Source organism: Xanthobacter sp. NM-59 (assembly GCF_021401125.1).
Taxonomy (GTDB): domain Bacteria; phylum Pseudomonadota; class Alphaproteobacteria; order Rhizobiales; family Xanthobacteraceae; genus Xanthobacter.
Window position 1 is genome coordinate 224442 of the sequence record NZ_JACBFQ010000006.1, and the last position, 23471, is coordinate 247912.

The window sequence follows — 23471 nt, forward strand, 5'->3', positions numbered from 1 at the left end:
GGGCCGCGAGACCTCCCCTCATTCCTCAAGAAGGATGCCCCGCATGACCGCCGGCACCCCTGCCTATTCTCGCCTGTCCGCCCTCTCCGACCGCCATCGCGCCCTCGGCACCACCTTCGAGGCGGCATGGAACGACATGCCCGTGCCGCAGAACTACGCGACCGACCCCGATGACGAGGTGATCGCCGTGCGTACCGCCGCCGGCCTGTTCGACGTCTCCGCCCTGCGCATCATCGATGTCTCGGGCAGCGACGCACTGGCCGTGCTGGAGGAGCTGTTCACCTCCGATATCGCCAGCATCGCGCCCGGGGCCGCCTCCCTCACCGGGCTGCTGGACGAAAACGGCAGCCTCATCGACGACGTGCTCGTCTATTGCGACGGGCCGAACGCCTATCGCGTGTCCCACGGCAGCGGCTGCCTGGAAGACCTGCTGCCAGCCGCGGCGGCGGGGCGCGACGTCACCTTCCGCAAGGACGATGACGTGCATATGCTGTCCTTCCAGGGCCCGAAGGCGCTCGACATCCTGGCCCCGCACACCGGATTCGACCTGAAAACCCTGCCCTATTTCGGGCACCGGCGAACCACCCTGTTCGGCCGCCCGGTTTCCATCGCGCGGGGCGGCTATTCGGGCGAGCGCGGCTACGAGGTCTCCTGCGCTTCAACCGATGCCGTCTTCATGTGGGATTCCATACTGGAAGCGGGGCGCCCGCACGGGGCTATGGCGGTTTCCTGGTCCTGCCTCGACATCGTTCGGGTGGAAGGCGCGCTGCTGTTCTACCCCTATGATATGCCGGAGGGCGACACCACGCCCTGGGAGGCCGGGCTCGGCTGGACCGTCAATCCGGACAAGCCCGCCTTCCGCGGCCGCGAAGCCGTGCTGCGCCGGCGTGGACAGGAGCGGGTGGCGCAAGCGGGCATCGAGATCGACCATCACGCAGCCATCGAGCCCGGCGCCAAGCTGTTCCGCGATGGCAAGGAGGTGGGCATCGTGAATTCCACCACCTACAGCCGCTATCTCATGCGCTCCCTGGCGCTGGTGCATGTGGCGCCCGAGCTTTCCGCCTTCGGCACGGAGCTGGAAGTGCGTGGCGCCGAGGGCCGCTTCCCCGCGCGGGTGGTGAAGACGCCGTTCTATGACCCACTGCGCCTGCGCACCCACCCGCTCGCTGAACGGACGGCCTGACCTCCCGCAGCTGCCGCGACAGGCCGAGCCGTAACCTGGGGGCTTCCTCCTGGGCAACTGCCGGAGAACGAGCGGGCCTCGCGCCCCTCGTCTCCGGCCTTTTCCCGCCCCAAGCCGTACCGTGGCGCAACAAATTCCGCCGCGGAGAAATACAATCGCTTCGCGCGCGCGAGATGTGTCGCCGACGCGCGCAATGAAATCAATGCATGCAACTGGAAAACAACCAGATTGCACCGCAATATCAATCAGATGTACGGAGCATGATGACGCAAGGTCCGCATTGCCACGGGGCTGCCTCTCCGCTTTACTCCAGTCGGAAGAATTCAAATGTATTCACATGCCGGCTGGAGCGTAGGGCATGGCAGAACCGCTTCCCCTTCGGCCGCCTTCCGCACTTGGGCGATACAGCGCCGTGCCGCTGAACAGTCCGGAGTGGTTCGCGCACGTGGGGCAGGTTGCCCGTGTGATTGGCAGCGACCGCTTCCATCGCGAGCTGGTCGAGCTGTTCGGAGCGGCCATCGATCACGATGCGTGCTGGATCATCCGCTATTCCCGCGTCGCACCGCCTGACGTGCTTTTCACCAAGAACGTGGCGAGCGATATCGTCGCTTATTATACCAACATCTACGCCTCGGTCGACCCGTTTTCCGAGTATTGGCGAAATAATGGCAACCCTGGCGTGCTGCAGCTCAACGACGTGCGCTCCCCCGGTCGCGCGTGGGACATGTACCACAAGGTTTTCCAGACCGTGGCCAACATCTCGGACGAACTGGGCATCTTTTTCTCGACCGTTGGCCACTGCTGCTTCGGCCTGTTCCTGGAACGGGAGACCGGCCGCTTCTCGCCCGGGGACATCGAGCGGGCGCGGCTGATTTTTCCCATGCTGGAGGGTTTCCACCGCTCGCACCTCGGCTCGCTGTTCAACAATCTGCGCAATCTGCGCGGGCCGCAGGTCGAAGGCTTCATCACCCGCCCGACCCTCATCAAGGACCGCTTCGGAGTGGATGTCTTCTCCAACGAGGCATGGCAAAAGGCCGCCGCGAGCGAGCCCGCATTGACTCTCGTGACCGAGGAACTGCACGCCGCCGGCGCCACCGCGCCACGGGCGTTGCCGCAATTCACCGTGAAGGTGGAAGCGTTCGACCGCGACTTTCCCCTGGCCCCCGGCGGGCGCATGTACGTGCTGGACACCACCGCGGCCCGGCCCGTGGAGGACCCCGACCGCCTGCTGGAAGAAGCGCTTAAGATCTTCACCCCGCGTGAGAGGGAAATTCTGCTGCTGCTCATGAACGGTGAAACCACCGGCGGCATCGCGCAGAAGCTCAACCTCAGCAAGGGCACCATCAAGAACTGCCGCCTGCGCATGTATCGCAAGACCGGGGTGGGCTCAGAACGCGCGCTGGTGAAGCACGTGATGCAGCACCTCGACCCGCGCCACGAGGCCGGATAGGTCCCGAGCAAGTCGCAACCGGCGACGCTCAGCGCTCTCCGGCACAGCTGGCGAGAGCACGCGGAAGCACGACGGCGAGGCGCTCCGCCCATGCTCTCTGCTCTTCCGCGCGGGCGATGAGATCCTGCCGAATCTCGATGCCCACGTGCAGCGCCCCGCGCTGCTCGCCGTGCACGGGGATCGTCCAGTCCGTGTCGTCTCCCACATCATAGGGCTCGTTGTCGCCCACCGGGAAATCGGCCTCGCCGCGCAGGTGCGCCAGCATCGCATGGGCCAGCCTGCTGTCGCGATTGTGGAGCAGGCCCACATGCCAGGGGCGCGCGACACCTCCAAAAACCGGGGTGAAACTGTGCATGGCGATGAGGACCGCCGGCACCCGCTGGGCCCGCCGGCGATCGAGCTCGGCTGAGATGCGGCCGTGATAGGGCGCGAAAATCTCCTCTTCGCGCGCGCGCCGGGCCGCTATGTCCAGCGAGCGGTTGCCCGGAACCGGGGTCCCGTCGCTGATCTCCGGAATTGACTGCCCGCTGCCGGGCGGGCGGTTGCAATCAATGACGAGGCGGGAATAGTTCTGTTGTATGAGCGGCGCATCAAGCAGGTCTGACAACAACCGGCAGACCCCGGCTATGCCGAGATCCCACGCGATGTGGCGTTCACGGTCCCCCTCGGAAAGGCCAAGCGTGCCGAGCGACCCTGGAAGGCCGTTACCCGCATGATCCGAAACAATGACGAACTCGGATCGGCCATTGGCATTGAACACCGAAACCGGCGACATATCGCCCGCCGCCAGCACAGACAGATTTACGCTCACGTCCCGCGCCCCTTTCGGCACCACGCCGCACCCGAGTCCCGACGCTTTAGCGCCGCACCGATACACCCGATCCCCTCGGGCCGCCCACGACAGAGGTTCAGATGCTCATTCACGCCGGCTATGAGATTTCCTACACCTGTCCGCAGCCCACGCCCATGATCCTCACATTGAGCGTGCACCCCTCGCGAATCTACGATCTGGAGAGCCTCGACCGCGTGCTGTTCGATCCACCGCTCACGGCCAACACCTATCATGACAGCTTCGGCAATTTCTGCCACGTCATCGAAGCCCCGGCGGGCCAGCTGACCATGCACACCGACTTCGTTATCCGCGATGGCGGCCGACCGGACGAGGTGGCGCCGGACGCCCCGCAGCACCCGCTTAGCGCGCTGCCGGTGGACGTGCTCATGTTCCTTCTGGGCAGCCGCTATTGCGAGACGGACCGGCTGTCGGCGACCGCGTGGTCGCTGTTCGGTCATTTGCCCAAGGGCTGGCCCCTCGTCCAGGCCATCTGTGATTTCGTCCATTCGCATGTGGCCTTCGATTATGCCCATGCGAGCCCGCTGAAATCCGCCTTCGACGTCTACACCCAGAGGCAGGGCGTCTGCCGCGATTTTGCCCATCTCGCCATTACCTTTTGCCGCTGCATGAACATCCCCGCACGCTACTGCACCGGCTATCTCGGCGATATCGGCGTGCCGCCCGATCCCGCACCCATGGACTTCAGCGCGTGGTTCGAGGTGTATCTCGGCGGGCGGTGGTACACATTCGACGCACGGCACAACACTCCGCGCATCGGCCGCATCCTGATGGCGCGCGGGCGCGACGCCACCGACGTGGCCATGGTCACGACATTCGGGCCTTCGACCCTCACCGGCTTCAGGGTCGTGACCGCAGAAGCAGCCTGAGCAGGTCCACGGATCGTCTCCACTGTCGCCTTGGAGGCGCATCCGCTCTATACCTGCGCGACCGGCTTCGGCCGGGCATTCGAGCGAACGGTCATCAGGTGGCCGGGGATTCGGAGCCACGATCGGATTGGATATCTTTTGCAGGTTCTCGTCAGAGACAACAATATCGAGCAGGCCCTCAAAGTGCTCAAGAAGCGCATGCAGCGCGAGGGTGTCTTCCGTGAAATGAAGCAGCGACGTGCCTTTGAGAAGCCCTCCGAGCGGCGGGTGCGCGAACACGCAGAAGCGGTCCGCCGCCATCGCAAGGCGGCGCGCAAGAAGGCCCAATATGATGGCTTGATTGCAGGCCCCAAGCGCCGCGCAAAGAAGCCCGCAGCAGCGGCCAGCCGTTGAGGATGCGGCCGGGACGGGGCTTGCGAGGCCCCGTCCCGGTGGACACTCACCAGCTCGTTGCCACCTACGGACTTGACCTGGAGGAAAAAACCAGGCTGCCGCCGAAATTGAATCCGCATCAGCAAGAAAATGTGTTAATAAAATGCATGGATGCGAAATTTGAGAGCGGTGGCTGGGTGGAATTCGTTACTGGTTTTCAGTCACCGCGAGGGCGTTTCCGCATTGTGCGTCCGCTACCGGTGGACCAGGGAGAACCGACCTACCGGGTCAAGGGCGAAGGCGAGACATTCGAACGCGTGGCGCGAGAATCCCAATTGCGTGGCGTCGCCAACAAGGGCGACATTTCAAATTAAAATTGCATCGAGCCTTGCTATCAACACAATCGCCGCCTATCTTCAGCCGACTTGAATTTGACGGCCGGTTTTCGACGCGACCTCAGCGTCTGCTGATGACTTCCTTCAATTTCGAACTTTTGTTCCACCTGTCTTGTCAGGCGGACGCTCCATGCACGATTGAAAGGAAATCATCGTGAACATCGGTACGGTAAAGTGGTTCAATGCCACCAAGGGCTTCGGCTTCATTCAGCCTGACAATGGTGGACCGGATGTGTTCGTGCACATCTCCGCCGTCGAGCGCGCTGGAATGGCGTCCCTGGCCGAGGGGCAGAAGATCCAGTTCGAGCTCGTCCAGGACAAGAAGTCCGGCAAGAGCTCTGCGGGCAATCTGCAGGCTGCGTGATGCATCCCAATCATTGACCACGGATGTACTGGCAATGATTGTGCATTCCATGTGAAAATCATGCCGCTGAGCCGCTCCGGGTTTACCGGAGCGGCTCACAGGCGGCGACGAAGGGGACCGGCGGCGCAGTCCCGTCCAGGATAATGACCGCCCCTGTGCGGCGCCTGGCGCGCCCTCACTATTGCCCTCCTCCCCCTGCAATGCGGGCCCGGAGGCGCCCTGCGCGCATGCGGCGGCCATCGCCTGTAAGTTTTTGACTTCATTCCCGCAGCCGTTTCGTTTTGGTGGAACCCCGCTATGATTTGCGCAGGGGGCCTGATCGTTTTCGATCATGCCAAGGGGCGAGAATCATGATGTTGCGGGCTTTCCTAGCCGTGGGATTCGGCGTTGGGATCGGTGCGTCCATGGCGCAGGCAGCCGACGCGGAGATCGGCTTCACCTACGAGCTCCTTCAGTTTGAAGGGTCGGACACGTTCTTCACCGGTATTCACGACAACATCATCACCGCCAACTACGTGATCGCGGGCACCACTTTCACGGGTGGCCTGCTTTACGACACCAAGACACAGAGCTGGTCGGCCTTCCCGACCGCCACGTCTAACGGTTCGAATTATCCCGGTGCCGACGTCTCATCCCCCTATGGACCGGGCTTCGGCTCACAGGGCGGCATTCTGCGCGTTGTCGGCAGCTATCAGACCACAGCTTCCGCGCCTTACGACCTCGGCTATCTCTACGATGCCGCGGCCGCGCCCGGACAGACACTAACCACCCTGCAATATCCAGGCACGGGCGCCGCGGAAACGCTGTTCACCATCGCCCATTCCACCTTCGGCAACCAGGTCGTCGGCAATTACGACACTCGGCTCGCCACGGGAAATGCCTTCATCTACGACATCAAGACCGGCACCTACACCACCAACAACAAACCCGGCGCCGTGAGCACCACGGCCTACGGTATTTGGGGTGACAAGATCTCGGGTGGCTATTTTGAAGCTCTGCCCGGCGGCGGCCTGGGGCCCGAGCACGGCTACATTTACGATCAGACCACCGGCCTCTTCAAAACATATGATCACCCCGACTCCATCGGCACCCATTTTGAGGGCATCGTCGGCGCCGGCCGGTCCGATGAGTATAACCTCGTCACCAACTGGTTCTCGGCGGATGGCGCGGTGCATCCGGCCGTGATGCATGTGGCGGCGGACGGGACCGTCACCTGGTATGAGATCAACATCCCCGGCGGCACGGTTTCCTCGAACTCCGCCTATGGCGATCAGGTGGTTGGCATCTATACGCAGGATGGCACGATCTACGCCTACATCGCCACCATTCCCGGCATCTACAACCCCATCCGCAACACCGGCACCCTGACCTCCAGCGTGGCCGATGACGTCGCGCTTTCGGGCCGCAAGGGCGATGACATCGTCAATAGCGGCACCGTTCAGATGAGCGGCCGGGGCGGCATCGGCATGCGGGGCGAAACCTATGGTGTGCTGAACAATGCCGGCGTGGTGCTCGCCACGGGCGCCGGCGGCGCGGCGGTGGACCTGCACGGCGTCTACGGCACCCTGCTGAATTCCGGCGTGCTGCAGGCGGGCATAGAAGCGGACGCCCTGCGCACGGGGGCCGACAGCTACGGCACCGAGATCGTGAACACCGGCGTCATAGATGGACGCATCGCCGCGACGGCCGGGGCCGATAAGCGGTTCGAGAATAGCGGCTGGATCGGCGTCACCGGCATAGACACCTCCATCACCCATCTCCTCAGCGGCACGTTCGTGCAGACCGAGGCGGGCACCTTGTCGCTGCGGGTCATGGGCATCACCGGGAACGACACATTCGAAATCACCGGCGTGGCCCGGCTCTCTGGCACGCTCCAGGTTCCGTTCCTCACCTCCAGCCTTCGCAATACCTATGACCTGCTTCATGTCACAGATGGCATGACGGGCGCCTTCACCACCCTGACCACACCCGGCCTGCCCAGTTATGTGGGCGCGTCGCTGGACTATTCCAGCACCGACGTGGCGCTGAACCTGACCTCGCGAATGGCCCTTCAGGCCGGCCTCTCGGCCAACCAGTCGGCGGTAGGCGCGGTGGTCGACCGCGCCTTCAACGCAGCGGCGGTGACAAATGCCGGCAGCTTGGCAACGGCCGCGCTCGGCCCGCTCTACAGCCTGACGGCGGCCCAGCTGCCCCAGGCGCTGAGCGCCCTTTCAGGCGAAGCCTATGCAAGCGAGCAGTCGATTCTGGTGGGCGACGGCCTCTATGTCCGCCAGGCGATGCTGAGCCGGCTGCGGCAGGATGCCTATGCGGGCGAGGGCGGGCCCGCGGCGGCCCTCGGCTATGGTGGCCCGGCTTTGGCCTATATGGGCGCTACCGCGCCCCAGCCGGGCACGGCCTCCGCCGCGCTCGCCACCGCCGCGCAGGCGCCTGCGGCCCGGCCGGCTGCTTCTGCCCCCGGCCTCGCGGTCTGGATGCAGGGCTTCGGCGTTTCCACCACGCTCGATGGCAACGGCAATGCCAGCAGCGTTGACGAAACCTTCGGTGGCATCATGGCGGGCGGCGACGTCGCGGTGGGCAGCTGGCGCGTGGGCGCGGCGCTGGGCTACACCCACTCCAACGCCACCATGTCGGCCGTCGCCAGCTCGGCCGGGGCCGATAGTGTGCTCGCCGCACTCTATGCCGGCACCAATGCCGGGCCGTGGAGCGTGCGGCTTGGTGCCAGCTACGCATTCAGCCAGATCGACACCAGCCGCACCATCCTGTTCCCCGGCTTCGCGCAGCAGACCGGCGCGCAATATGACGGTGGCACGGCGCAGGTATTCGGCGAGGTGGGCTACAAAGGCCTTGCGCTCCAGGCGCTGGCCCTTGAACCGTTCGCGGGCCTGGCCTGGGTGCATCTCGACACCAATGGCTTCACGGAAACCGGTGCCGGCACCTTCGCCACCGCCGGCCTGACCGGCTCGAATGCCGCGGCAGACATCGGCTACGGCTCCCTTGGCGTGCGGGCGGCAACGCTGCTGCCCCTCTCCGGTGAGCTCGCCCTCATGCCCCACGCGTCGGCAGCCTGGCAATATGCGTTCGGTGATCTCACGCCCAGCGCCAATCTCGCCTTCACCAGCCTGCCCGGGTCCAACTTCTCCGTGGGTGGCGTGCCGCTGGCCCAGAACACAGCATTGCTGGAGGTGGGGCTTGACCTCAAATTCAACGCCCAGGCACGGATCGGCGTCTCTTATATGGGCCAATTCGCGGACAGCGTGACCGTCAACGCCGTTCAGGGCGCCTTCATCTGGAGTTTCTGAGGGCCCATCCGGCAAAGCGGGGCAGCTCCAGCGAAAACCGCGTCAACTCCGGAGGCCGGAGGAGCTGCCCGTTTCCTTAAAGCCCAAAGGCGCTGCCCAAATGGCGCCGAAAGCCTGCGGGGCCAGTGGGGCCGCGCCTAGGCAGTGGCCCCATAAATTTGCGGGCCTAGTTTGGTCGTGATTCAAGCCACCAAGCTGGGAGCTTGAGAGATGCGCACCCCATTTGGCGGATGAGGAATGGTCAATCATCGCGCCGCTTTTGCTGAGCAAGGTGCGCGGCGTTGCGCGGGTGGATCACCGCCAGAAGATCGGCGACATCCTCTTGCGCTGCCGCGCCGGCACGTTGGGCGGGACGTGCCGGAATGCTATGGCCCGCCCACAACCCGCTGCAACCGCTTCGTGCACTGGCAGGCCGCCGGGGTCTGGCGCCGACTGCTGGAGGTGGTTCAGCGGCCCATAACGGCGATGTCGTGATGATAGACAGTTCCTGCGTTCGGGTGCACCAGCGTGGTACTGCAATCAAAAAGGGGGCGACAGCGATCGCTGCAGAAGAGGCTCCCGGGGTGCTCTGACCACCAAGATCCACGCCGGAGTGGATGGGACGGATGGCCGATCCAGCTCCCCCTGACCGCCGGCCAGGCCGGCGACGCGCCGATGGGCGCGAGCTTCTGGCACGCCTCGCGCCGGGCGGGCTTCTTCTCGCTGACAAGGCCTACGACACCGACGCCATCCGGGCCGAGGCGGAGAGGCGCGGCTGAGCGACGCGGCACATTCGCCGAAGTGCCACCGCGTGTCATCCGCAGTCTCACCTTCGCTTTCAGACCGTGGCTCCATCGCCAGCGGACTCACGTCGAGCGTTTCTTCAACCGCATCAAGAGCTGCCTGGTCTTGCCACGCGCGACGAGCACCGACCGGAGACTTTCCGCGCAGCTCTCAAGCTCGCAGACGCTCGTATCTGGACTAATGCGTTATGAGTCCGCGACCTAAAGCGGAGAACCGACGGCAATTTTCGAAAATGCCGCCAAAACGGAAGGCTTTTCCGGACGGTGACGTCGCGGCTACAAATGCCAATTACTCAGCTGAACGGGTCAATTTCGGCGATTGAAAAGCACCTTTAGAACGCCGCTCCACGCTGACCTGTAGGGCGCTCCGTCGCGCACTCAGGCTACGGGCTGATCCTGCCGCGCCTCAACAGGCGCAGCATGCGTGTGCCCCGCCCTCCAAGGTGAATGGCATGAAGACATAGCGCCCATATAGCCGATCTCATGTAATAAGATAGCTGACAACGGCGGTGGCCGACGCACCACAAAGGACGGCGCATTCGAAACCGAAGCACCTCCGCGATATCCACACCGTTTCAACCCGCCCGCGAGCGCCTCCTCCCGATTTTCGAGAAGAGAACTCGCCTGCGATAAATTCAGCCCTCCCGGAACCACGCCGGAAAACGCGGATCGTCTGCAAGGTCCAATTCCAGGCGCGTGCCGCAGACCTCCGCGCCAACGGTAAAGGCACCGACAGCACGCACCGAAGTACTGGCCTTCCCCCGCAGCGCCTTGATCTTCTCCATGGACGGCTGGAAGGTGGGATGGAAGAAGAACGTCACCGGCTCGCTGAACGAAGGCTCCTCCTCGGCCTCCACGAGCAAGTCAAAGCTCACCCAATTTCCATCCACTTCAATCTGGCTTGCCCTCAACGCAAATCCGTCCCGCGCGGGCATGCCACCGAATGCGCCCTTGTTTGGATCAAGGTCATAGGGGTCAACCTCGTCGCTCGTCAGGCGACCCAGCGGCACTATGCGGTCGCCACCCACCGGCGCAGTGATTACGGCACCCGAGCCTTGCGCAGCCGCTGGCGACAACGGGATATCGCCGAAGGCGCCCTCTTCCCAACCCGCATCCTGGCCGATGGAATCCAAGAGAGCCATCAGATTATCGTGCGAATAGGTCTTTCCGTCCGGCAGCGCCACGATCCGGTAGAAGATCGTCTGCAGACCGAACTTACCCTCCATGCGTCGGCGGATGAGATCCCGCTCTGCCGCGGTCCTGTAGCCGAAGACGCCGAAATGCCGCATTCCGAGCCTCCTGCCGCCATCGGCTCCTCCTGCGTTCGTACGGGGCACCGGCAGGCTGAACAGCACCTCGCGCATGATCTGCGCGAGGTCCGGATCGTTCATGGAGAAGCCGATAAACACCACCGGCTGGGTCATGAAAAGCGCGATCAGCCGCCGCCGGTTTTCCTCGCGCAGGTAGGTCCTGCCATAGGCGCTCTCCGTGAGCACGACATTCTGCGGGTCGCCGGCATGGCCATGCAGATAGACCACCGAGGTCTCGGCATTCGGATCGGTAAGATCGATGAAGAAGCTCTGAACCTGATCCGGCTTGCACCAGTCCACCTGTTTGGGCATCCGCCCATGTAGCTTCTGGTGCGACAGCGCCGCACAGGATTCGAAATTCGTCGTGAGGATGTGTCGGAAACCGAGCCGCGCGATCAGATGATGCGGCTCCGCGACGTCCTTATCCCTGAAGGCATGGCGAATGAAATCGTAGAAGCGTTCCGGCCCAAGAGCATTGAAGAACTCCTCGGCCTGCCATGCCGGATCTTGAAGCTCCTGCACGACGCTCGAATGCTTCGGAGCAATATAGTCCGTCCCAAGCTTCACCAGCTCCTGGGCCAACTGTGTCAGCAGATCGCCCCAAGATGGATAGCCCGAAGCAACACTCGTGCCCGCGCCCAGCAATGCCAGCGGCCGCACCCGCCGCATCGAGCTCACCAGCTCCTGATATTGCGCATCACGATCGAACGACGGCAGGTCTTCCGACCCAGCGCCTCCATTGCCTGTCTCCGCTCTCATGGCACGCACCTCCACTTCAGGCTACCGCAGACGCTCGGAAGGAAAGGACATTTCGATATATAAAATATGTCATTATAATATCTCGCTACATTTGATAAAAATAATATTTAATTTCTCATATTAATAATCAATACAGCCGCACAACACGCCAAATTCGGCACAGCCCATACGACCTCCGGATATCTCAATTTTAAGAAATACATTCTCGATATATTCTGTCTTTTTGGACAGTTTATGACCAGATCTGTGACATCATATTGGGTGAAAACAGGAACTGCTCGAAGACGATGGCCGCGAAAGCCCTGCAAACGGTCGCACCCGCCAGTGGACAGCAGCACCGGCCACCCATGGGTCAGCGCCGCCGCCTCGTCTGCACGGTTCGGATGGCAAGGGCATGTGATCTCAACCCCGGGTGCCGCCACTCCCATAAAGCTCAATCCCAGACGGCGCGCCCATATCCGCCTCAAGCAGATGCGGCCACGAGCAGCCGTCCAATCGGTGCGGTCCGTATATCATTGTGGTCTTTGATGAAATCGCAGCGCAGGCTGTGAATCCTCGCCTTCAGATTCAAGAGTGCCTGCCCATCGTACGTAACATTGAGAACCTCGCCGCTCTTCATCTTCTGTGGGCCGTTGGCACCCATCGCGCCGAAGAGGTCCTGGCTTCCACCGAAAGTGGGAGACACCTCGAACACCCCCTTGGCGATGTCCCCGGACGCACGAGACGCAACAGCATAGAGCAGGCCGACGGCGTGGTCGTTCCAGGTATGGGACACAACAATCCGCCGGCTGACTTTCCCGTCCGCCACAACGGATCGAAAGAAGCCGTCTTGGTTCCCGCTGATCTTTACTCCGAAAGCATTATGCGAGAACGCGCCTTGAAGCAGCGTCAGGCTGTATGCCTTGCGCCTTTGCATGGCCGCGACAGCCGCCGTGACCAGCCGGGCACCGAAGCTGTGGCCCACGTAATGAATGCGTTTCGCGTCGACGAGGTCTGCAGTGTCAAGGATGCTTCCCAGCCCGGTGCCGACCACGCCCGCGCGGCGCTTCAATTCGAAATAAGCGAACTGGTTGAGCACCTTGGCAACCGCCGCGATCGGGCCACTGAAAATGCCGAGGGCCGCGTCCGTCGCAACATCATGATCTATCGCCTGGGCTCCCCCGTCAGTGGTCGGCTCATACTGGTCGGCGCCGCTTCCGAGAAAGGACTGCATCAGGTCCCAGCCGTCGCTAGCCTGATCCAGGATCCGGCCATGTTCACTCAAAAGGTCCGCATCGCGGCTCTGCCCGATGGCACCGCGCAGCATCTCCACCAGAGCCCTCGCATCGCCGGGACTGGTATTGACCGCAGCATCCCGGACGTGCGCCGCGAACACGTCCGGGTCCAAGCCAAACATCGCTCCAAGCTCGCGGGCCCGCCGAACAAGCTTGGACGCATCCGCATCAGAACCGGCCGCCGCAGCTGCAGCGGCCGGATCGTTGCCGAGAACCGCAACCACTTCGAGGGACAGGTCGTCGCGGAACTGATCGGAAGGCCAATACACCTCCACCACTGCGAAACTGCGGCCGGGACGCGCATTGCCGCCTTGCTCGGCAAAATGCTGCGCGATCTTCCGGTACATTTCCCCGGCGTCGTCGGGGTCCTGATGCCACCCGTGGGACATGACGATCAGATCGCTTACGCCGGAACCACATAGGGGATGGGGCACGCCATCGGGAATTGCGCCGCTTTTGTCGAACTTCAACTGCACAAAAGGTAGAGCCGCAAGGTCCGCCATCGTCCTCTCCTGTTCAAACCGACTGCATGGCGCGCATCAGATCAACCAGCCCGCTGCCCTGGAATTCTCTGCGCCGCCCGAGATCCGTGGCGCTCTGCAGAAAAATATCCTTGATGCGTTCCGGTTGACCGATGAATTCGCGGCGAACGGAAAGAAAGGCAGCTATTGCGCCAGACACATGGGGCGCCGCCATGCTTGTTCCGCTTTGCTCACGATAATACACGACGTCCGAAGGCACCTTTGTCGCGTTATTGTTTCCAGTGGCCACGACCTCCGATGGCAGCTGTCCAGCAACTTGCTGATCGCCTCGCAGACTGGCGATGACCCCGGCCGAGGCGCAGGACACGATGCGCTCACCCGGCGCCACCAGGTCGGGCTTGTTGCGACCATCGGCAGTCGGCCCCCGTGATGAGAAGTAGGAGACGCCATAGGTGTGCGGCTGTTCGGGATGGGTGGAGCCGACGGTTATGGCGAATTCCGCGTTGCCGGGATCACTGATCGACTGGTCGAGGCCAACCCGGCGGTTCTGGGAGGAAAGCTCCGGCTTGATGAGGGCTGACCCATCGTTCCCCGCCGCGACGACAACCACGACCCCCTGCTTGACGAGACGGTTGACCGCGACACACAGCGGGCTCTGGCCTGCAGCGAACCATTCGGCCTCGAACGGGTAGCCAAGGCTGAGATTAATACCGTGAATGCTGAGCCAACGCCCATCGTCATTGGTCCGAGCCACGAAATCCAGTGCGGACAGCAGCCAGCTCTCCCGTCCCCTCCCATTGTCTCCCAACACCTTCAAGCTCAAGAGCTTAGCCTTCGGGGCAACGCCGGTGAGCCGAGACCCGCATTCGCGCACGAACTGCCGCACGCAGGCGTCCCCGTCCCGTTCACGCGTCACCTTGAAGACGTTGGTCACCTTGCCATCTTGACCGGCCACTCGCTTGGGCGTGGCACCGGCGATGATGCCCGCCACATGGGTCCCATGCCCGTAGACGTCCGTCAGCGGGGCATCCCCGCCCGTGAAGTCACGGTGGGTAAGCTTGCCATCCACCGATGGCCGGGGGCTCGAATAAGGTGCCGAGCCCTGAAAGGGGGGTGAAAGATTGTCGAAATCCGCAAAGTGCGGGTGCGTCCCGTCAATGCCGCTGTCAGCGACCGCCCAAACGATACCCACCCCTTCCGCCCCGAAGGAGCGCAGGCACGCATCCGCCTTAATGGTCTGAACCGAGTGGTCTAGATACGGCTCCAACTCTCGATCGGGCCAAACCTTGTAGATCGCGGGTTTACCGTTCTCAACGTCACGCTCCAGCAGGTCGCGCAGTTGCTGCAGCGTGAGCTCAGCAAAAACGTGATGCCGGCTCCCCTCCGCGTTAAAGCCTTTTTTATGATTTCTTCCAATGACACCGCGAAGCAGTTCGACAATCTGTTTCACCGCAGCGTGACGACCGCCCGGAAAATCGAGATTCATCTCGATAATTAGCGCCTGTACCCGCTTCTTGTCATCACCATAGGCGGCGACCACCTTCGGCGAGACGACATAGCGTGCAGATGTATCGTTAATCTCATCAAGTGAAGAGCGTTTCTCCACGTTCGCCTCCCAAACGCTGGCTTTTCTGGATTTGCCAACCGCGAACCCGGCCCTATCAATATGTCCACCGCCCCGGCCCCGCTGGAAGCCGGGATTGGCGTGTTGCTTGTCGCTTTCACCCAGGGAGCCGCTTTTCGGGGCACGACAGCGTCAAGGCTCACACAGGCAGCCGGTCGCCTCGGTCAGCGCCGAACCCATTTTTCAGCCTTGCCGAGGGCCCCCCATGCCGCAAGACCGAGGAAGACAGGCAGAAATGCGCTGCTCGTTCCCGCAAGCGCGGGCACCGAACTCGCAATGGTGCCCAGCAGGGTGCCGGACGAGGAGCTGGCAAGTATCTGCGTGAGCACGGCGCCAATGATGCCGATCGCGCTCTTACGGCCATTCAGCAGCTTGCCGATCGTCTCGCCGAGCGCGCCATTGACCGGTCCAAGGGTCTTGCTGGCCTCAGCCACCTGCGGGCCGATGCGCTCGGCGAGCAGCCGCGTCAGCATCAGGAGTGCTGCAGCGGAATCGTCGGCCGCGGCGGCGGGCTGCTGCGCAATGGGTTGCGGGATTGTCGCGGGCGTGGCAGGCGCGACGGCGGCAGTGGGTGGAGGCGCGGCAGCATCCCTCAATGAAGCGACGATGCCTTCGATGCGGCCGAGATCGGCCGGCTTGCTGGCCAATGCCAGACGCAGCAGCAGCAAAAGCAGGTCCTCGGGGGCCGTGGGCGACTTGGGCGTCTCTTCGGCCATAGGTTTCTCCTGGGCGGCAAGCAGCTTGCGGATAAGATCGAAAAGGAGAAGGCTCCCGGCCCCCTCGCCAGGTGCCAGCGGCGCCGCAGGCCCGGGGGTCACGACCGCCTCGCCGGTAAGGGAGATGCCGAGAGCCCCTGCCGTCTCGGGTCCAACCTCCCCGTCTGCGGTGAGGCCATTGCGACGTTGGAACTCCACCACCGCGGCCTGCGTGCCGGCCCCATACTCGCCGTCCACACCGCCCGGGTCGATGCCCTGACGGAGCAACGCCTCCTGGATCGCCACCACGACTTTCGCGTCCATGTTCGGGGCCTCGGGCCTGTAAATGACCGCAGGCTGGACGAGGGGGTGGATCGGCCCTTGCGTGTAGCTGATGTGGGTTGGAATGAGGATGCCCGCATCCCAGTGGCGGCCCTGAACCGTGTCTCGCACCACGCCGTAACGCACGCCTTTGGCTTCCACGGTGCCGCCGCGCCCGTCACAGAGTACGATATGGCCCATCGCATCGGGACTTGGGGGATAGCGCAACAGAATGCCACCCACCGTCGCGGCCGCCTGTTCTACCGGAATCCGTGTCCCCAGACGCAGCATGTCGGCTTTCCAGGCCCCGGTATAGGCATCGGCCTGCGCTGGCGGAACCGCATCGTCGACGCAACCATAAAGTATACCTGCCTCCTGAAACACCAGCCAGGAAATGAACTCAGCACAATCCCATGGCCCCTTCCAGTTGGCGTTGTCCTTGGGTACCCGGATGTTCTTATACTCTTCACCGACATGCTCGAGCGCGCGCTTCAGGAGGCCCTCTCCGCTGGCGACGCCCGGGGACACCACGACATTGAGCTTCGGCTCGTCGGCCAGAAATGCGTCGGCGCTGCCCAGCTTGAACATGCGATGAGCCTGTCGCCATTGCTCCTCACTAAGATTGTTGCCCTTTCCGGACTCACGGTGCGCGATGGCCTTGAGGAGGGCGATGGCGCCCTCGGGATCATCCAGCATGTCCCGCGTGAGGATGCGGGCCGGCGGATAGCCGGGAATGCCGAAGCTGTGCGCTCCGGTCCATTTCGCGCCGGCCTCGCCAATACTCATTCCGGTGTACTTCCGAAAGAGCAGGTCAAAATTGGAAGCCGCGCCATTTACCGGCGAGGGGAAGCGCGCAATCTTGTGTTGCCCGTGTCCAATAATCCCGTAGCCAATCTGGCCGAAGCGTGCCGCCTCCTCGGCTGGATATTGTGCACCTGGATTATTGTATCGAAACGAAGCGACTTCCGTGCCGGAGACATCCGACCGGATATCTGCCGTATTCGGACTTGTCGACTTGCCGATTGCGCCCGCCATCGTCCGCTCCCTCGCCCTGAGAAGGTTGCGATTTTCAGCATCTAACTCTTGCGCACTGCTTGTTCGGGCCGCCGCTCGTCAAAGGCGGCTTGCGGCCTTTCAGGCGCGGACACAAAATAATTATAACGCGTATTTTTGTACTATACACCAATTAGGTGTAGTCAAGCTGACGGCAAATCACATCCTCCATTTAGGGGATGGACAGCGACAGGGACGTCGCGATGGGGGAAGCCGACGAAACTCGGCATTGCCCCCTCCCACAATGCGCCGCGGAAGCCGCAGGGCGGCTGGCGTGCCGGTGGGGAGATTGGATCTGTTCGCGCGCCACGGCGACGCCCGATCGGCCCGATCGGGGGCCCGCAGGGCGCACGCATGGGGCGTCCGGCAGCCCGACCTTGGGATGGCCGTGCTCGCCTGCGCGGCGGAACTCGCTATTGCGCCGGCCCGGCGGGCGCGCTCCGCAGGTGCCCGGGCCAACGGCCTTCGATTGAGGCCTCGTGATGACCCGACGCGTTCTGCCCGTCGAAACCTGCCTGCGGTTCCCAAAGGGTTACAGTGGCGTTCACAAAAGCTCGGGAATACTGATCTTCGAGCCGGAAATAAAAATGACAGGTGAGAGCGCCAAACAGGCTCGCTGCTTGACACCCTCGCCTGTCAGTCTGGCTCGCCGGGAGGTCCGCCATTCAAGATGCAGAAGACCACACCCTAGAGGTCGGTGATCGTCCCCTCGAACACTTCGGCCGCAAGGCCAAGAGTTTCGGAGAGGGTCGGATGCGGGTGGATGGTCAAGGCAAGGTCGCCCGCCTCCGCGCCCATCTCGATCGCAAGCGCCGCCTCCGCCACCAGCTCGCCAGCGTTCGGGCCCACCATGCCAGCACCCAGAAGGCGGTGGCTGTCCGGATCGAATACCAGCTTCGTCACGCCCTCGCCGCGCCCCATGGACAAAGCGCGCCCGGAGGCTGCCCAGGGAAAGGCGCCGGTCTTCACGGCGATGCCCTCCGCTTTCGCCTGGGCCTCGGTGAGGCCCACCCAAGCCACCTCGGGGTCGGTGTAGGCCACCGAAGGGATCACGCGGGCGTCGAACGCCGCTTTGTGGCCGCAGGCGACCTCGGCCGCCACCTTGCCTTCGTGCACCGCCTTGTGGGCGAGCATGGGCTGGCCGACCACGTCGCCGATGGCGAAAATGTGCGGCTGGCTGGTGCGCATCTGCCGGTCCACCGGAATGAAGCCGCGCTCATCCACCGCGACGCCGGCCGCGGCGGCATCCACCTGCCCCCCGTTGGGGCGGCGCCCCACTGCCACCAGAACCTTGTCGAACTCCGCCTGGTGAACGCCCGCCGGCCCCTCGAAGGTGACCATCAGCCCGGAGGCCGAGGGGGTGACCGCCGTCACTCTGGTCTTGAGAAGGACCTGCTCATATTGCGCGCCGAGCCGCTTCATCAGTGGCGCCACCAGATCGCGGTCGGCACCGGGAATGATCTGCTCCATCAGCTCGACCACGGTGATCTTCGCGCCAAGGGCATGATAGACCTGCGCCATCTCCAGCCCGATGATGCCGCCGCCGAGAACCAGCATCCGGGCCGGCACATCGGCAAGCTCCAGCGCTCCCGTGCTGTCGATGATGCGCGGATCGTCTGGCAGGAAGCCCAGCCGCACCGGCTCCGAGCCCACCGCGATCACCGCCTGATCGAACGAAATCGTCCGGCCGTCCTCACCCGTGACCGCGACGCGGTTTGCGCCGGTGAAGCGGGCGGTGCCGCGCATCACCTCCACCTTGCGCCGTCGGGCAAGGCCGCTCAGCCCGCCGGTCAGCCGGCCCACCACGCTCCGCGTCCACTCGCGGATGCCGTCGAGCTCGACGGTGGCCGCGCCGAAGCGCACGCCATGGGCGGAGAGCCCCGCCGCCTCGTCCATCACCTTGGCCACATGGAGGAGCGCCTTGGACGGGATGCAGCCGACATTGAGGCACACCCCGCCCAGGGTCGGCCTGCTATCCACCAGCACCACCTTGCGGCCGAGATCCGCCGCCCGGAACGCTGCCGTGTAGCCGCCGGGACCACCGCCGATCACCAGAAGCTCGGCATGAAGATCGGCCCCCGCCGACGGAGGCCCATCCGCCGCCTGCGGCGCGCCGGCCGGGCTCGCGCCGGCCTCGGCTCCTGTGTCCAGCCGCAGCACCACCTGGCCCCGGCTCACCTTGTCGCCCACACCCACCAGCAGGGCGACGACCACGCCCGCCGCCGGCGAAGGCACGTCCAAGGTCGCCTTGTCGCTCTCCAGCATCAGGATCGGCTGGTCGGCGGCCACCCGCTCGCCCACCGCCACCAGGATTTCCACCACCGGCACCTGGGCAAAGTCGCCCATGTCGGGGATTTCGACATCCAGCGTCATCGCATCCCCCTTCACAACGAGATCCGCCGGAAATCGGCGAGGATCGTCTTGACGAACACAAGGAATTTCGCCGCCGCCACGCCATCCACCACCCGGTGGTCCCAAGACAGGCTCATGGGCTGGATGAGACGCGGCTGGAACGCCGTGCCGTCCCACACCGGTTTGACGGCCGCGCGGACCATGCCGAAAATCGCCACCTCCGGCGCATTGATGATGGGGGTGAAATTGGTGCCGCCGATGCCCCCCAGGGACGAGATGGTGAAGGTGGCGCCCTGGATGTCGGCCGCCTTCAACCGCCCGGCGCGGGCGTCGGCGGCAAGGTCCGCCATTTCCGCCGCGATCTCCTGGATGCCCTTGCTGTCGGCGGCCTTCACCACCGGCACCACCAGGCCCTCGGGCGTGTCGGCGGCCACCCCGATATTGTAGTATTGCTTCAGCACCAGGGCATCGCCATCCAGCGAGGAGTTGAACGCCGGATAGGCCTTCAGCGCCGCCACGCAGGCCTTCACCACGAAGGGCAGGATGGAGAGCTTCACCCCGTCCTTAAGCTCCGCGTTCACCGTCTTGCGGAACGCCTCGAGGTCGGTGATGTCCGCATCCTCGAAATTGGTCACATGGGGAATGATGGTGGCATTGCGCGCCAGATTGGGACCCGAGATCTTCTTGATCCGCGACAGGGGCTCGCAGGTGATGGGCCCGAACTTGGCGTAGTCCACCTTCGGCCAGGGCAGCAGGTCGATCCCGATGCCCGTGCCCTCAGCTGCCGACAGGGGCTCGGGCGCCCGCAGCGCGGCCTTGACCACGCTTTGGATGTCCTCCCGGGTGATGCGCCCCCGCGGCCCCGTGCCCGCGACGGCCGCCAGATCCACCCCCAGTTCCCGCGCGAACTTGCGCACCGCGGGGGAAGCGTGCGGCGGCAGGCCCTCCGACGCCCTACCCCCAGGCATTCCGACCGCAGCCGCCGTTGCCGGCGCGGCGGTGGGCGCTGGCGCCGGGGCCACAGCCGGAGCCGGGGCATCGGCCGGCGGCACCGGGGGAAGCCCTGGCGCGGCCTTCTGTTCCGCGCTGGCGACAGCCTCCAGCAGCATCAGCACGCTGCCGGTGCTCACGCGATCTCCCTCCACCACCTTGAGCGCGATGACGCGCCCAGCCGTGGGGGCGGGAATATCGAGGGTCGCCTTGTCGGACTCGATCATCACCACGGTCTGGTCGGCGGCGACCACGTCGCCCACCTGCACCGACAGCTCGACCACCGGCACGTTCTTGAAGTCCCCGATATCGGGAACGCGCAATTCAATCGTCTGGCTCATGTTCGCGCCCCCTCACGCAGTCCAGGGCGCGGGCGCGCCGGCGTTCTGCCCGAAATGGTCGATGGCACGGGTGTGCAACTCGGCCGGTGCGAGGCCAGCCCGCACCAAGGCATCGATGGCGGCGAGCGCGATGGAGTTGCGGTCCACCTCGAAGAAGGCCCGCAGGTCCGCGCGATTGGCACTGCGCCCGAAACCGTCAGTGCCCAGCGCCACGAAAGGCGCCCGCACATAAGGCGCGATCATGTCCGGCACGGCGCGTACATAATCGGTGGCCGCGATCACCGGCGCAGCGCCGGCTAGACAGGTCTCCACATGGGAGCGATGGGCGCTGCCGGGCCCCTCCAGCCGGTTACGGCGCTCCACGGACTGGGCATCGCGGGCGAGCTCCGAATAGCTGGTGGCGCTGAAGATGTCGGAGGCGACGCCGAATTCCCGCGCCAGGATCCCGGCCGCTGCGATCACCTCGTTGAGGATGCAGCCCGAGCCGATGAGCCGCACCCTGGGGCCCGCGCCCTCGCCCGCCGTGAGGCGGTAGAGGCCCTTGAGAATGCCCTCGGCCACGCCCTCGGGCATGTTCGGCTGGGCATAATTTTCGTTCATCACCGTGACGTAGAAGAACTCGTCGGCCTCCTCCGCCAGCATGCGCCGCATGCCGTGATCGAGGATCACCGCCAATTCGTAGGCGTAAGCGGGGTCATAGGCGCGGCAGTTGGGCACGGTGGCGGCGATGAGGTGGCTGGTGCCATCCTGGTGCTGCAGCCCCTCGCCCGAGAGCGTGGTACGCCCGGCCGTGGCGCCCAGCAGAAAGCCGCGCGAGCGCTGGTCGGCCGCGGCCCAGATCAAGTCTCCCACCCGCTGGAAGCCGAACATGGAATAATAGATGTAGACCGGCAGCGTCGGCACGCCATGGACCGAATAGGAGGTGGCCGCCGCCGTCCAGGACGAGAGCGCGCCCGCCTCCGTGATGCCCTCCTCCAGGAGCTGGCCGTTCTTGGCCTCCTTGTAGAACATCATGGATCCGGCATCCTCGGGCTCGTAGAGCTGGCCCTGCGGGGCGTAAATGCCGATCTGCCGGAACAGATTGTCCATGCCGAAGGTGCGCGCCTCATCGGCGACGATGGGCACGATACGCGGGCCGAGATCCTTGTCCTTCAACAGGCCGCCCAGCATGCGGACGGCGGCCATGGTGGTGGACATCTCCTTGTCGGCGGACTCCAAGGCGAACTTGGCATAGGCCGCCGGCGCGGGAACCGCGATGCGGGTGCCGGCCGGCGCCTTGGGCGCACGCGCGGGCAGGAAGCCGCCGAGCGCCGCCCGCCGCTCGGCGAGGTAGCGCATCTCGCGGCTGTCGGGGGCAGGCCGGTAGAATTTGAGCTCCGCCAGATCCGCCTCCGACAGCGGCAGGCCGAACCGATCACGGAACGCCACCAGCGCGGCGAGATCGAGCTTCTTGGCCTGGTGCGCCGTCATCCGGCTCTCGCCGGCCCCGCCCATGCCATAGCCCTTCTTGGTCTTGGCCAGGATGACGGTGGGCTTGCCCTTGTTGGCCTTGGCGGCGGCGAAGGCGGCATGGAGCTTGCGGAAATCGTGGCCGCCGCGCTTCAGCGCATTGATCTCGGCGTCCGTCATATGCGCCACCAGGGCACGGGTCGCGGGATCGACGTCGAAGAACTTCAGCCGGTTATAGTCGCCATCCTTGGAGCCGAGGTTCTGGTATTCCCCGTCCACCGTCTCCGCGAAGCGGCGCAGGAGCACGCAATCGGTGTCGCGGGCGAACAGGGCATCCCACTGCGAGCCCCACAGCACCTTGATGACGTTCCAGCCGGCACCGATGAAGAGCGCTTCCAGCTCCTGAATGATCTGCCCGTTGCCGCGCACCGGCCCATCGAGCCGCTGCAGGTTGCAGTTGACGATGAAAGTGAGGTTGTCGAGGCCCTCGCGCGCCGCCAGCGTCAGCGCGCCAATGGCTTCCGGCTCGTCCATCTCCCCGTCGCCGAACACGCCCCACACATGGCGTCCCGCGGTGTCGGCCAGGCCGCGCCCTTCCAGATAGCGCATGTAGCGCGCCTGATAGATGGCGCTCATGGGGCCGATGCCCATGGAGCCGGTGGGGAACTGCCAGAAGTCCGGCATCAACCAGGGATGGGGATAGGAACACAAGCCACCGCCGCCGGCCTCCTGCCGGTAGCGGGCCAGATGGCCCGAGCTCAGCCGACCTTCCAGGAATGCCCGAGCATAGACGCCGGGCGCCGAATGGGGCTGGAAATAAACGAGGTCGCCGCCGAATTCAGGTGTCCGCGCGCGGAAGAAATGGTTGAAGCCGGTCTCGAAAATCTCCGCCGCAGAAGCGTAGGAGGCGATGTGGCCGCCCAGCTCCCCATAAGCTCGGTTCGCCCGCACCACCATGGCGAGCGCATTCCAGCGGATGATGGAGGTGAGCTTCTCCTCGGTCTCCAGATCGCCCGGATAGGCGCCCTGCTGCTCAACGGGAATGGTGTTGCGATAGGCGGAAAACGGCTGGCTGAGGCCGATGCCGCCACGCCGACGGGCTTCTTCCTCCAGCCTGCTCATCAGGAAGCGGGCGCGCGCGCCGCCACTGGCGTCCATGACAGCATTGAGCGCCTCCACCCATTCGCGGGTCTCGACGGGATCCGGATCCTGGCCGGGCTCGACGATCATTGAGCATTTCCTCTGATTTGTGCTTTA

At 64.3% G+C, this 23471-nt stretch carries 15 protein-coding genes and 1 pseudogene; 8 read left to right on the forward strand and 8 right to left on the reverse strand.

Annotation, left to right across the window (positions count from 1 at the left end; all coding sequences use genetic code 11):
- Window positions 1–43: 43 nt before the first annotated feature.
- Window positions 44–1183: an aminomethyltransferase family protein gene (locus L0966_RS13150; protein WP_234052396.1), complete on the forward strand. Its 1140-nt coding sequence runs from the start codon at window positions 44–46 to the stop codon at window positions 1181–1183.
- Between the two features lie 358 nt (window positions 1184–1541).
- Window positions 1542–2633, forward strand: coding sequence for a helix-turn-helix transcriptional regulator (locus L0966_RS13155; protein ID WP_234052397.1), 1092 nt, complete (start codon window positions 1542–1544; stop codon window positions 2631–2633).
- A gap of 28 nt (window positions 2634–2661) precedes the next feature.
- On the opposite strand, the gene L0966_RS13160 is transcribed toward L0966_RS13155, so the two are convergent.
- Complete coding sequence (locus L0966_RS13160) at window positions 2662–3444, reverse strand: N-formylglutamate amidohydrolase (protein ID WP_370640936.1); 783 nt, start codon at window positions 3442–3444, stop codon at window positions 2662–2664.
- Between the two features lie 101 nt (window positions 3445–3545).
- On the opposite strand from L0966_RS13160, the gene L0966_RS13165 reads away from it, so the two are divergent.
- The 6 genes and pseudogenes from L0966_RS13165 to L0966_RS13190 all read left to right on the forward strand — a co-directional run bounded on the left by L0966_RS13165 (window position 3546) and on the right by L0966_RS13190 (window position 9756).
- Window positions 3546–4352: a transglutaminase family protein gene (locus tag L0966_RS13165; protein WP_234052398.1), complete on the forward strand. Its 807-nt coding sequence runs from the start codon at window positions 3546–3548 to the stop codon at window positions 4350–4352.
- A 138-nt stretch (window positions 4353–4490) separates the two neighbouring features.
- Window positions 4491–4745 carry a 30S ribosomal protein S21 gene (gene rpsU, locus L0966_RS13170; protein ID WP_234052399.1) on the forward strand — a complete coding sequence of 85 codons (255 nt, stop codon included), beginning with the start codon at window positions 4491–4493 and terminating at the stop codon, window positions 4743–4745.
- A gap of 38 nt (window positions 4746–4783) precedes the next feature.
- A complete protein-coding gene (locus tag L0966_RS13175; RefSeq protein WP_234052400.1) occupies window positions 4784–5098 on the forward strand; it encodes a hypothetical protein in 315 nt (104 codons plus the stop codon).
- A gap of 175 nt (window positions 5099–5273) precedes the next feature.
- Window positions 5274–5483, forward strand: a complete 210-nt coding sequence (locus L0966_RS13180) for a cold-shock protein (protein ID WP_234052401.1) — start codon at window positions 5274–5276, stop codon at window positions 5481–5483.
- A 404-nt stretch (window positions 5484–5887) separates the two neighbouring features.
- Complete coding sequence (locus tag L0966_RS13185; RefSeq protein WP_234052402.1) at window positions 5888–8782, forward strand: autotransporter domain-containing protein; 2895 nt, start codon at window positions 5888–5890, stop codon at window positions 8780–8782.
- A 223-nt stretch (window positions 8783–9005) separates the two neighbouring features.
- Window positions 9006–9756, forward strand: a pseudogene (locus L0966_RS13190) (IS5 family transposase).
- Between the two features lie 443 nt (window positions 9757–10199).
- Here the strand turns inward: L0966_RS13190 and L0966_RS13195 are convergent.
- The 7 genes from L0966_RS13195 to mdeB form a co-directional block, all read right to left on the reverse strand.
- The gene (locus tag L0966_RS13195) at window positions 10200–11633 is read right to left on the reverse strand and encodes an SIR2 family protein (RefSeq protein ID WP_234052403.1); all 1434 of its coding nucleotides are present in this window, start codon (window positions 11631–11633) and stop codon (window positions 10200–10202) included.
- A 463-nt stretch (window positions 11634–12096) separates the two neighbouring features.
- Window positions 12097–13410 (reverse strand): hypothetical protein, encoded by a 1314-nt coding sequence (locus L0966_RS13200; protein ID WP_234052404.1) that lies wholly within the window; start codon window positions 13408–13410, stop codon window positions 12097–12099.
- Between the two features lie 13 nt (window positions 13411–13423).
- Window positions 13424–14995 carry a S8 family peptidase gene (locus tag L0966_RS13205; RefSeq protein WP_234052405.1) on the reverse strand — a complete coding sequence of 524 codons (1572 nt, stop codon included), beginning with the start codon at window positions 14993–14995 and terminating at the stop codon, window positions 13424–13426.
- 182 nt (window positions 14996–15177) lie between these two features.
- Window positions 15178–17064, reverse strand: coding sequence for a peptidoglycan-binding protein (locus L0966_RS22375; protein WP_304945423.1), 1887 nt, complete (start codon window positions 17062–17064; stop codon window positions 15178–15180).
- Between the two features lie 705 nt (window positions 17065–17769).
- Window positions 17770–19455, reverse strand: coding sequence for a dihydrolipoyl dehydrogenase (gene lpdA, locus L0966_RS13215; RefSeq protein ID WP_234052406.1), 1686 nt, complete (start codon window positions 19453–19455; stop codon window positions 17770–17772).
- An 11-nt stretch (window positions 19456–19466) separates the two neighbouring features.
- Entirely contained in the window at window positions 19467–20765 is a 1299-nt protein-coding gene (locus L0966_RS13220) for a 2-oxo acid dehydrogenase subunit E2 (RefSeq protein WP_234052407.1), read from the reverse strand.
- A gap of 12 nt (window positions 20766–20777) precedes the next feature.
- Entirely contained in the window at window positions 20778–23444 is a 2667-nt protein-coding gene (gene mdeB, locus L0966_RS13225) for an alpha-ketoglutarate dehydrogenase (protein ID WP_234052408.1), read from the reverse strand.
- Window positions 23445–23471 lie beyond the last annotated feature (27 nt).